General features: G+C 64.4%; 11 protein-coding genes. 5 read left to right on the plus strand and 6 right to left on the minus strand.

Annotated elements, in window-relative coordinates; all coding sequences use genetic code 11:
• Positions 1 to 162: 162 nt before the first annotated feature.
• The 3 genes from ACRCSW_RS00005 to ACRCSW_RS00015 form a co-directional block, all read right to left on the minus strand.
• Positions 163 to 1,551 carry a glutamine synthetase family protein gene (locus ACRCSW_RS00005; protein ID WP_438701943.1) on the minus strand — a complete coding sequence of 463 codons (1,389 nt, stop codon included), beginning with the start codon at positions 1,549 to 1,551 and terminating at the stop codon, positions 163 to 165.
• 7 nt (positions 1,552 to 1,558) lie between these two features.
• On the minus strand, positions 1,559 to 2,926 hold the full coding sequence (locus tag ACRCSW_RS00010; protein ID WP_438701944.1) for an aspartate aminotransferase family protein: 1,368 nt from the start codon (positions 2,924 to 2,926) through the stop codon (positions 1,559 to 1,561).
• 137 nt (positions 2,927 to 3,063) lie between these two features.
• Positions 3,064 to 4,227, minus strand: a complete 1,164-nt coding sequence (locus tag ACRCSW_RS00015; RefSeq protein WP_438701953.1) for an alpha-hydroxy acid oxidase — start codon at positions 4,225 to 4,227, stop codon at positions 3,064 to 3,066.
• A gap of 128 nt (positions 4,228 to 4,355) precedes the next feature.
• Between ACRCSW_RS00015 and ACRCSW_RS00020 the strand changes: the two genes are divergently transcribed.
• Positions 4,356 to 5,498: an Acg family FMN-binding oxidoreductase gene (locus ACRCSW_RS00020; protein WP_438701945.1), complete on the plus strand. Its 1,143-nt coding sequence runs from the start codon at positions 4,356 to 4,358 to the stop codon at positions 5,496 to 5,498.
• Positions 5,491 to 5,970 (plus strand): MarR family winged helix-turn-helix transcriptional regulator, encoded by a 480-nt coding sequence (locus tag ACRCSW_RS00025; protein WP_438701946.1) that lies wholly within the window; start codon positions 5,491 to 5,493, stop codon positions 5,968 to 5,970. The genes ACRCSW_RS00020 and ACRCSW_RS00025 overlap by 8 nt, the downstream gene beginning before the upstream one ends.
• On the opposite strand, the gene ACRCSW_RS00030 is transcribed toward ACRCSW_RS00025, so the two are convergent.
• Positions 5,967 to 6,407: a MarR family winged helix-turn-helix transcriptional regulator gene (locus tag ACRCSW_RS00030; protein ID WP_438701947.1), complete on the minus strand. Its 441-nt coding sequence runs from the start codon at positions 6,405 to 6,407 to the stop codon at positions 5,967 to 5,969. The two genes, ACRCSW_RS00025 and ACRCSW_RS00030, sit on opposite strands and share 4 nt — an antisense overlap.
• Before the next feature lie 130 nt (positions 6,408 to 6,537).
• On the opposite strand from ACRCSW_RS00030, the gene ACRCSW_RS00035 reads away from it, so the two are divergent.
• Both ACRCSW_RS00035 and ACRCSW_RS00040 read left to right on the plus strand, forming a co-directional pair.
• On the plus strand, positions 6,538 to 6,855 hold the full coding sequence (locus ACRCSW_RS00035; protein ID WP_438701948.1) for a hypothetical protein: 318 nt from the start codon (positions 6,538 to 6,540) through the stop codon (positions 6,853 to 6,855).
• Positions 6,840 to 7,463 (plus strand): class I SAM-dependent methyltransferase, encoded by a 624-nt coding sequence (locus ACRCSW_RS00040; protein ID WP_438701949.1) that lies wholly within the window; start codon positions 6,840 to 6,842, stop codon positions 7,461 to 7,463. Before ACRCSW_RS00035 ends, ACRCSW_RS00040 begins: the two co-directional genes overlap by 16 nt.
• Here ACRCSW_RS00040 and trpA read toward each other — a convergent pair whose 3' ends face one another.
• Positions 7,464 to 8,255, minus strand: a complete 792-nt coding sequence (gene trpA, locus ACRCSW_RS00045) for a tryptophan synthase subunit alpha (protein ID WP_438701950.1) — start codon at positions 8,253 to 8,255, stop codon at positions 7,464 to 7,466.
• 159 nt (positions 8,256 to 8,414) lie between these two features.
• Here trpA and ychF point away from each other — a divergent pair, with 159 nt between their 5' ends.
• Positions 8,415 to 9,512, plus strand: a complete 1,098-nt coding sequence (gene ychF / locus ACRCSW_RS00050) for a redox-regulated ATPase YchF (protein ID WP_438701951.1) — start codon at positions 8,415 to 8,417, stop codon at positions 9,510 to 9,512.
• A 378-nt stretch (positions 9,513 to 9,890) separates the two neighbouring features.
• Here the strand turns inward: ychF and ACRCSW_RS00055 are convergent.
• The coding region (locus tag ACRCSW_RS00055) for a DUF6537 domain-containing protein (protein ID WP_438701952.1) at positions 9,891 to 10,130 on the minus strand (240 nt) is incomplete at its 5' end.

The raw sequence follows: 10,130 nt of genomic DNA on the forward strand, positions 1-10,130 counted from the left end.
TCCGCCCCACCAGCTTCCCCGTCTTCCTCAAGGAAACCGAATTCCGCTTCAACAACAGGCGCGAGGACCTCTACAAAATCCTCCTCAAAGCCTGCAGACTGAAACCCCTCAGGACACTCAGCTAGGGTAGACCCTTTGCAAATCTTTTCGAAAAGATTTGCCCTACACCGTATGCAGGTACAGGTCGAAATCGACTTCGCTGACGGTCCGCATCACGCGGGCGTATTCTGCGGCCTTGATCGCGGTGAAGGTGCGGTGCATGTCCTCACCCAGCGCGTCCTTCAGGAAAGCCGAGCGCTTTGCCGCGTCGATGGCCGACTTCCAGTCCGCCGGGATCTCGGGCCCGTTCTCGTCTTCATAGCCGTTGCCGGTGGTCTCGGGCCCCGGATCGATGCTTTCCTGCAGGCCCTTGCGGATCGCCGCAAGCACGGTCGCCGCGACCAGATAGGGATTGGCGTCCACGCCCGCCGGGCGATGCTCGATCCGCCGGGCCTTGATGTCTCCCGCCGGAATGCGGAGCGCGACCGAGCGGTTGTTGACGCCCCAGGTGGGCGAAACCGGCGCATAGGACTGGTTGGCAAAGCGGCGCCAGCTGTTGGCATGGGGGGCAAAGACCAGCATGCTTTCGCCCATCGTGGTCTTGAGGCCACCGAGCGCATGCAGGATCAAGGGGTTCCACTTGCCCTCATCCTTTTCGATGAAGACGTTGTAGCCCGCGCCATCCAGCATCGAGACATGGAAATGCATTCCCGAACCGGCGTAGTTCTCGTTCGGTTTGGCCATGAAGCAGGCCACCACTCCATGCGCTCGCGCTTGCGCCCTGACGATCCGCTTCAGCCGCATAAGGTCATCGGCAGCCTGCATCACATCGGTTCGGTAGTGGAGCGTCAGCTCGTACTGGCCGGGGGCGTATTCGGAGATCATGGTTTCGGCCTTGATCCCGGACTTTTCGGCGCCAGCATAGATATCGCTGAAAAGGGGCAGCATGCCGTGAAGATGATCGACCGAATAGACTTCGGTCTTGTTCGACTTGCGGCCGTCCAGCACGTCGCGGGCGGGCTGCATCTTGCCGTCCGGGCCTCGTTCGGGGTCGAGTAGAAAAAACTCCAGCTCGAACGCCCCCGACGGATGCAGCCCCTCGGCGGCCAGTGCATCGATCTGGGCCTTCAGCGCGTGGCGCGGGTCCGAGGTCATCGGCGCACCATCGAGCGTGTACATCGACATGAACACCTCGCCCCTGGGGGGCTGGGTGTTGTGGAGGGGCTTCAGCGTCCCGGGGATCGGCCAGGCGCGCAGATCGCCATCGCCCTGGTCCCAGATGAGACCCGTCTCGTGCACGTCCTCGCCACAGATATCGAGGCCAAGGATCGAGATCGGCAGATGTCGCCCGTTGTTGAAAAATGACAAAAGCTCATGCCGGCGAATGATCTTTCCACGCCCGATTCCGTTGGCGTCGTGCAGGATAATGTCAAATGCCTCAATCTCGGGATGGGCATCCAGGAAGGCTTCCGCCTCGGCGGGGGTCGAGCCGGATGGGCTGATCTTGCTCATTTTCATCTCAGGCAAAGAGGTCCTTCAGGATGGTGTCGAAGTTCGCGACGAGGCGGTCGATCTGCCCCTTCTTCGTCGCCGGGCTGACCAGCATCATGTTATGGAACGGCGCAATAAGCGAGCCCCGGTTGATCAGGCCGGTATGGATCGCCGCCTCGACCGTCGGCTGATGAGCGAAAGCAGCCTCGGCCCCGTTTTTCAGAGGTCCGGGGGCGCAGATGAACTCTACCCGCGCGCCGACACGGACGACGTGCCAGGGCGCCTTGTGCCGGTCGATGGACTTTATAAGACCGTGGCTCAGCCGTTCGGCAAGCTTCTCCATATGGGCATAGTTGGCCGGGGTCATCACACCCGACAGGGTCGCCACCAGACAGGCGAACTGCATCGGGTTTCCCGACAGCGTTGTCCCCATCCCCGACCGGCCCGAAGGGCGGTTGTCGTTGGCCGCGTAGTACCGGTCGGCAAGCGCAGGGCTCAGCCCCCAGACAGCGGTCGGCAGGCCCCCCGCCACGCATTTGCCGACAACGAACATGTCGGGGCGCAGCGAATGGACGCCCGTGTAGCCGCCAAGGCCGGAGGAAATCGTGTGCGTCTCGTCCATGATAAGGAGCGCACCATAGCGCAATGACAGCTGGCGGAGCCCGTCATGGAACCCCGCCTCGGGCAGGACCATGCAGGAGTTGGTCATCACCGGCTCGGTCAGGATTGCCGCGACATCACCTTTGGCCAAAGCTGCCTCGACGCTGCCCAAGTCATTGAACTCACAGCAGACCGCGGTGGTGGTCAGGTCGGCAACCTGGCCCAGAAGCCCCGGGCTGTTGATCGTGACACCGTGTTCCAGCGACACGAAGGTCTCATCCACCGTCCCGTGATAGCAGCCGTTGAAGACCAGAACCTTGGGCCGTCCGGTCACGGCCCGCGCGACGCGCAAGGCAAAGCGGTTGGCGTCCGTCGCCGTTGTCGCGATCTGCCAGCGGAAATTGCCAAAGCGTTCGGTCAGAAGCCGCCCTGCCTCCAGCGCCGTCTCGGTCGGCAGCATGTAGGTCAGGCCGCGCCGGGCCTGCTGGCGGATGGCCTTGGCGACCGGGGGAGGGGAATGACCGAACATCGAGCCCGTGTCGCCGAGGCAGAAATCGTCCAGCGCATGGCCGTCGATATCCTCGATACGGGCGCCTTGAGCCTTGGCGACAAGCGGCAGATGCGGCATGGGCCAGTCCGACATCCAATGCATCGGCACGTTGCCGAGAAAGGTTCCAGCGCCTTGGGCCAGGGCCTTGGCGGCCTTGGGGCGGGCCTTCGCATAGACCTCGGCTTCACGCGCGGCAAAGGCGGTCAGGCGGGTCTTGCGGATGCCGGCGATGGTTTCGTCTGACATGGGCGGCCTCGGGCGGTGTTGCCGGTTTATGCGCCATGGTTTGATCAAAAGGCAAGCGGCGGCTCATCGTCCGACTTTGTCGGCTTATCGCAGGTCGCCCGGCGAGGAGGAGCCGAAGGCGAACGAGGAGCGATGGGTCAGGCCCAGCGGCCCTCGAAGTCTTCGGGCACCAGAAGGTTGTGGCGGCCCATCGCCTTCACATCCCGCTCGCCGCAAAGCGCCATCGTGATGTCCATCTCTTTCCGGATCACCTCCAGCGCGGCGGTCACCCCGGCCTCGCCCATGGCGCCGAGGCCGTGGATGTAGGCCCGTCCGATCATCGTGCCCTTCGCCCCCATCGCCAGCGCTTTCAGCACGTCCTGCCCGGAGCGGATGCCGCCATCCATCCAGACCTCGGTCCGGTCGCCGATTGCGCGGACGATGGAGGGCAGCATCCGGATCGAGCTGAGCGCCCCGTCAAGCTGCCGCCCGCCGTGGTTCGACACGATCACTGCATCGGCCCCGGCGTCCGCGGCCATCTTTGCGTCTTCGGCGTCCAGCACGCCCTTCAGGATGAACTTGCCCTTCCACTGGTCGCGGATGCGGGTGACCTTGGACCAGTCAAGCTTGGGGTCGAACTGCTCGTTTGCCCAGGCGGTCAGGTCGGAAAGCTTCTTCACATCCTTCACATGGCCGACGATGTTACGGAACTGGCGACGGGGGGTTTTCAGCATCCCAAGTGCCCAGCGGGGTTTGGTGGCGATGTTGATCAGGTTCGGGATGGTCAGTTTCGGTGGTGAGGTCAGGCCGTTCTTCAAATCCTTGTGCCGCTGGCCGAGGATCTGCAGGTCCAGCGTCAGGACCAGCGCCGAGCATTTCGCGGCGCGGGCCCGTTCGATGATGGCGTCGACGAAATCCTCGTCGGTCATCACATAAAGCTGGAACCAGAAGGGGGTTGGGCTTGCGGTCGCCACATCCTCGATCGAACAGATCGACATGGTGGAAAGCGTGTAGGGCACCCCGAACTTTGCGGCGGCGCGGGCCGCGTGGATCTCACCGTCGGGGTGCTGCATTCCGGTGCTTCCGACCGGGGCGAGGGCCACGGGCATCGAGACCTTCTCGCCGGCCATCGTGCTTTCCAGCACCCGGCCCGTGAGGTCGCGCGCCACCCTCTGGCGGAAGCGGAGCCTGGCGAAGTCGGAGGAATTCTCGCGGAAGGTCTGCTCGGTGTAGCTGCCCGACTCGCAATAGTCCCAGAACATCTTCGGTGTGCGCTTTTGGTGCAGGCGCTTCAGGTCCTCGATGCAGGTGATGACGGGCATGGGCGCCTCTTCGGGATTGGTCATCTTTGGTTACCAATTCGCAACGCAGGGCGCAATGCTGCTGCGGGGCTTGCAATTGGTACGGTATCGCACTATATGGTACGATATCGCACTAATAGGAGCCTGCCATGACCCTCTCTCGCCGCAAGACCCTCGCCCTGATCGGCGGGGGCGTCATCCTCGCCGCCACCGGCAGTCTGGGCGCCGTCGCCCTGCGCAAGCCTCGCACTGCCGGTCTGCCCTGGACGACCGCGGGCCAGGGCGCCGATGCCCGCCATCGCGCCCTGAGCTATGCGATCCTCGCCCCGAACCCGCACAACCGTCAGCCCTGGCTTGTCGACCTGCGCGAACCGGGGATCGTGACGCTTTACGTCGATACGGCGAAGCTTTTGCCCCACACCGACCCTTTCAGCCGCCAGATCACCATCGGCCTTGGCTGCTTTCTGGAGCTGATGCGGATGGCCGCCAGCCATGACGGCCACCGGGTCTCCATCACGCCCTTCCCTGAAGGACATGACGATCAGGCGCTTGACGCCCGCCCCGTCGCACGGGCTGTGTTTACGGCCGACCCTTCCGTGACCCCCGATCCACTTTTCGCCCATGTCCTCGACCGCCGCTCGAACAAAGAGCCGTTCGACATGGAGCGTCCGCTGCCCGCTGACACTCTGGCAGCCCTTGACGTGGCGCAGAGCGGCCGGTTTGGCGGCACCATCGAACCAATGGAGGTCGCCAACTGGCGCACCTTCACGCGTGAAGCGCTGAGGATCGAGATCGAGACCGCGCATACCTACCAGGAGTCGGTCGATCTTTTCCGCATCGGCCGGGCCGAGGTTGACGCGAACCCCGACGGGATCGATTTCACCGGCCCGCTTTTCGAGGTGATGGGCACGACCGGGCTTTTCACGCGTGATGCGGCGCTGGACAGGTCTTCGCAGGCCTACAAGGCGGGGCTGGATGCGGTCTTCGCCAATACCGACACCGCGATGGGGCATGTCTGGCTGGTGACGGAGGGCAACACCCGCCTTGACCAGATTGCCACCGGGGCGGACTGGCTGCGGGTCAATCTTGCGGCAACGGGCGCCGGGGTGGCCTTTCAGCCGCTGAGCCAGGCCCTTCAGGAATACCCCGAGATGGCAGTGCTTTACACCGACCTGCACGCAAGGCTTGCGCCGACCGGCGGGACGGTCCAGATGTTGGCCCGTATCGGTTACGGCCCCGCGGTGGCCGCAAGCCCCCGCTGGCCCCTGGAGGCGAAGATAGTGGATGCCTGACGCCCCCGCGCCAGCAGCGCTGACCCCGGAAGAGACGTTCTTCGCTTTCTTCACCGAGGTCGGCATTCTTGCGCAACTCAGCCGCGCGCTTTTCGAGGCGCAGCTGCCCGATGGGTTTACCGTGTCGCAGTTCAGCGTTTTGAACCATCTGATCCGGGTGAAGGACGGGCGCACGCCGCTGGAGCTGGCCCGGGCGTTTCAGGTGCCGAAGACCGCGCTGCCCCACAGCCTTGCGGTCCTGGAGCGCCACGGGCTGATCGAGATGCGGCCGAACGCGCGGGACGGGCGGTCGAAGTGCGTCTTCATCACCGAGGCAGGACGAGTCTTCCGGCTGGCTGCGATCCGGCAGATGGAGCCGCATATGGCCGAGCTTGCCGGGCGCTTTCCGGCTTCCGAGATTGCGTCCGTGCTGCCAAGTCTGACCGGGCTGCGCAAGATCATGGACGCGATGCGCGATCCCGTGGCCGACTAGCCTGCGTCCGGTACGTCCGAAACGACACGGCGCAGCAATGCGTCCAGTTTCTCGAAGTCCTCCGACCCCAGCCGCTCGCGCCAGCGCGCCTCTATCTCGGCCTTGATCCGGTCGGCATCGCGCATTGCGGCTTCGCCGGAAGGCGTCAACCGTATCCACCGGGCGCGGGCGTCCGTTTCGTCCGGGGTGCGCACAACGATGCCGTCGGCCACCAGTTCGTCGACGAATTGCTGAACCGCCTGTTTGGTGAGAGACGCCCGCTCCGCCAGATCGCCCTGCCGAAGGCCGTTCGGGCCGATGTGGACCATCAGATTGCCCCGCGCTTGGGCGAACCAGGTATGACCGGCCGCGACCATCCCTGCGACAAAGTCCTTCCGCCAGACAGCCGTGGCCCGCCAGAGGGTCCAGCCGATATGGTCGGGCGGGGTTTGGGACACCAGTTCACCGTTCGTCAAGTTACTTGACAATACGACTCGTCTCGATCATTAGTCAAGTTGCTAGACCAATTCCGGTCGATTGCCAACCGTCGCCACGGGCCTTTCCGCGGCGCGACGAAAGGATTTTGCGATGACAGTTCTTGATCAAACGGTGCTTGGTGTTCTGTTGCCGGGTTTCACCCATCACGTCGATATCGGCCAGGGTGCCGATGCGACGATCAGCTACGGGGCGGGCGGCCTGGCCCGGATGATATTGCCGGGAAAACCGCCAATGAATGGTGAGTGGCATCCGCTGCCGAAGGGCTATCACGTTGCGTGGCATGAAGGTCCCGTCGGCAACTGGCAGATTGCCCACGAAGCGGGAAAGCTGACCTATATCGATCCGACGGGCCGCGAGGCCGGAACGGTGACCAGGATCGAGCCGATCGGCCCATGGCCGACGGCCTGACCGCCCGCTACGAGGCCGCTGCTCCAACCTGGGGGCGGCGGCTGACGCACCTGACCTTTCCCGCGGCCTATCGCTGCATGGTAGCGCGCGCACTTGAGCTTTTCCCGCCGCCCGCGGGCAGGATCGAGGCGGTCGACCTTGGCGCAGGCGATGGTGCGCTTGCCGATGCGCTGCTCGACGCGCTTGGCCCCCGGCTGTCCCTGACCCTGGTCGACCGCTCGCCCGCCATGCTTAGGGCCGCCGAGACGCGGTTAGGCCCCAGGGTCACGCAGTTCGTTGTAAGCGATCTGGATCATGCTGTTTTGCCGATCGGCGGTTATGACCTCGTCGCCGCCGCCCATCTTCTGGAGCATCTGCCGGACCCGGGTGCCGCGCTGATCCGGATGGCGGAGCTCACCAAACCCGGAGGCATAGTGATCCTGTCGGTCAGCCGCCCGCATTGGTGCAGCCGTCTGGTCTGGCTGAGCTGGCGCCATCGTCGCTTTGGCGAAACCGAGATGCGCGCGCTTCTGGAGCGCGCAGGTCTGGCCGATGTGCAGTGCTGGCGGCACCCGTCCGGGCCGCCGCGACGACTGAGCCTTGCTTATGCCGCCCGGCGCCCCGCCTGATCAGGCCGAATGCGCGCCGTCGGCCAGAGCCTTCACCCGCGCGAGCACCTGAGCAACCGGCACGCCAGCCCCGATGTCCTTGACGATGGCCGAACCGACCACGCAGCCGTCCGCGACGCTTGCGATGGTCCTTGCCGCTTCGGGGGTGTTGATGCCGAAGCCCACGATCACCGGAAGATCGGTCGAGCGCTTGATCCGGGCGACCTCCGGTCCAACGTCGGTGGCCTGAGCCGAAGCTGCCCCGGTTATCCCGGTGATCGAGACGTAGTAAACGAAGCCCGATGTGTTCTGCAGCACCTTCGGCAGGCGTTTGTCGTCGGTCGTGGGGGTCGCAAGGCGGATGAAGTTCAGCCCGGCTTTCTGGGCGGGGATGCAGAGCTCGTCATCCTCCTCGGGAGGCAGGTCAACGACGATAAGGCCATCGATCCCGGCTTCTGTAGCATCAGCCAGGAACCGGTCGACGCCGCGGGAATAGATGGGGTTGTAATAGCCCATCAGCACGATGGGTGTGGTGTTGTCCGCCGCCCGGAAGGTCCGGACCATGCCGAGGACCTTGTCCATCGTCATGCCGCCTTCCAGCGCCCGCTGCCCGGCCGCCTGGATCGTCGGGCCGTCTGCCATCGGGTCCGTGAACGGTATCCCAAGCTCGATGACGTCCACTCCCGCCGCGGGAAGCCCCTGCATCACGGCCAGCGAGGTTGCGACATCCGGATCGCCCCCCATGATATAGGCGACGAAGGCCTTCTTCCCCTCGGCCTTCAGCCGCGCGAAAGTGTCGTCGATCCGTGTCATGGTGGTCCCCCGGCAAATCCGGTTCCATGTGCCATGGCGGCAGGGGATAAGGCAATGGGGCCGGAAAGCCCCGCACAGCGATTGTTGCGCGGTCTTTGGCTGCTTGATCCCAACCCTCCCGGCCCGTAGAAGGCGCGAGCTTCGCCAATGGAGGGTGAGATGGGTTTCAAGATGGGTATCGTGGGTCTGCCGAATGTGGGCAAGTCCACCCTCTTCAATGCGTTGACGAAGACTGCGGCCGCGCAGGCTGCGAACTTTCCGTTCTGCACCATCGAGCCCAATGTAGGCGAAGTGGCGGTTCCTGATGCCCGGTTGGAGAAGCTCGCGGCCATTGCGCAGTCGAAGCAGATCATCCCGACCCGGTTGACGTTCGTCGACATTGCGGGGCTGGTGCGGGGGGCCTCGAAAGGGGAGGGGCTCGGCAACCAATTCCTTGCAAACATTAGGGAATGTGACGCCATCGCGCATGTGCTGCGCTGTTTTGAAGATGGGGACATCACGCATGTCGAGGGGCGGATCGACCCGGTCGCGGATGCCGAGACGATCGAGACCGAGCTGATGCTGGCGGACCTGGAGTCGGTCGAGCGTCGGCGGGCGAACCTGGCGCGGAAGCTGAAGGGCGGGGACAAGGACTCGCTGGATCAGGATCGCCTGCTGGCCCTTGCGCAAAAGGCGCTGGAAGCGGGCAAGCTTGCCCGGACCATAACCGTCGCGGAGGATGACCAGAAGGCTTGGCGGCTTCTGCAGCTTCTGACCGCGAAGCCGGTGCTTTACGTCTGCAATGTCGAGGAAGCAAAGGCCGCCGAGGGCAATTCGCAATCCGCTCGTGTGGCGGAAATGGCGGCGAAACAGGGGGCGGGGTCGGTGGTGATCTCGGCCAGGATCGAGGAGGAGCTGGCCCAGCTGCCGGATGACGAAGCGCTTCTTTTCCTTGAGGAAATGGGGCTGCATGAGGCGGGTCTCGACCGGCTGATCCGCGCGGGTTACGCGCTTCTGGGGCTGCAGACCTACTTCACCGTTGGCCCGAAAGAGGCCCGGGCCTGGACGATCACCAAGGGGACGCTTGCCCCCCAGGCGGCGGGGGTGATCCATGGCGATTTCGAGAAGGGGTTCATCCGCGCCGAAACGGTTGCCTATGACGACTACATCGCCGGAAACGGCGAGGCGGGGGCGAAGGAAGCGGGCAAGTTCCGGGTCGAGGGCAAGACCTATGAGGTCAAGGACGGGGACGTTCTGCACTTCCTCTTCAACGCCTGATCCGGACCGGGGCGCTGTTTGGAGGGTGCGGTGCGGTGGGGTTAGAGAGAGGTGAACGAGGTTTTTGGGGGAAGGTCCCGATGGGGGCTGCAAGAACCTCCAAGCGTTTGAGAACGCTGTGTTAATCCTGTGTCTTTCGAACGGGTTAACGATCTTGGTTTCATCTTGTTTCCGTCAATGCCCAGGAGGGGGCGCGAGGGCCGTTAACCACGCGGCGCGAATCGGACATGCCGGAGCCCCCCACCCCCAGCCCCTCCCCACGAGGGGGAGGGGAGGCGCTTGTGGCAGGCGTCGGACAGAATGACGACGTGCCGGATGATCCTGGCATCGTGTATGTTGCGCTTGTCGGGAGAGGTCGCACCGCGCCGGGGTCCCGCGTCAGACGAAACTGCGGATCGTCTGAAGGGCGCCCTCCAGCGCGCGGCCTTCCTCATCCTTCAGCGCGGCCTCGCGCAGGCGGCGGGCCCAGTCGGCAGCGTCTTCGCGGCCTTCGACCATGGCAATGCCCGCCATCACCTTGTCGAACTTTGAAAGGCCGCGGGCGTGGGTGTCGGAGTAGCCCTTGATCAGGCGGCGGCATCGCAGGACCTCGACTGCGAGCGCGTAGTCCTTTGGGGC

This window comes from Tabrizicola sp. (genome assembly GCF_051645465.1).
In the GTDB taxonomy this organism is placed as follows: domain Bacteria; phylum Pseudomonadota; class Alphaproteobacteria; order Rhodobacterales; family Rhodobacteraceae; genus Tabrizicola.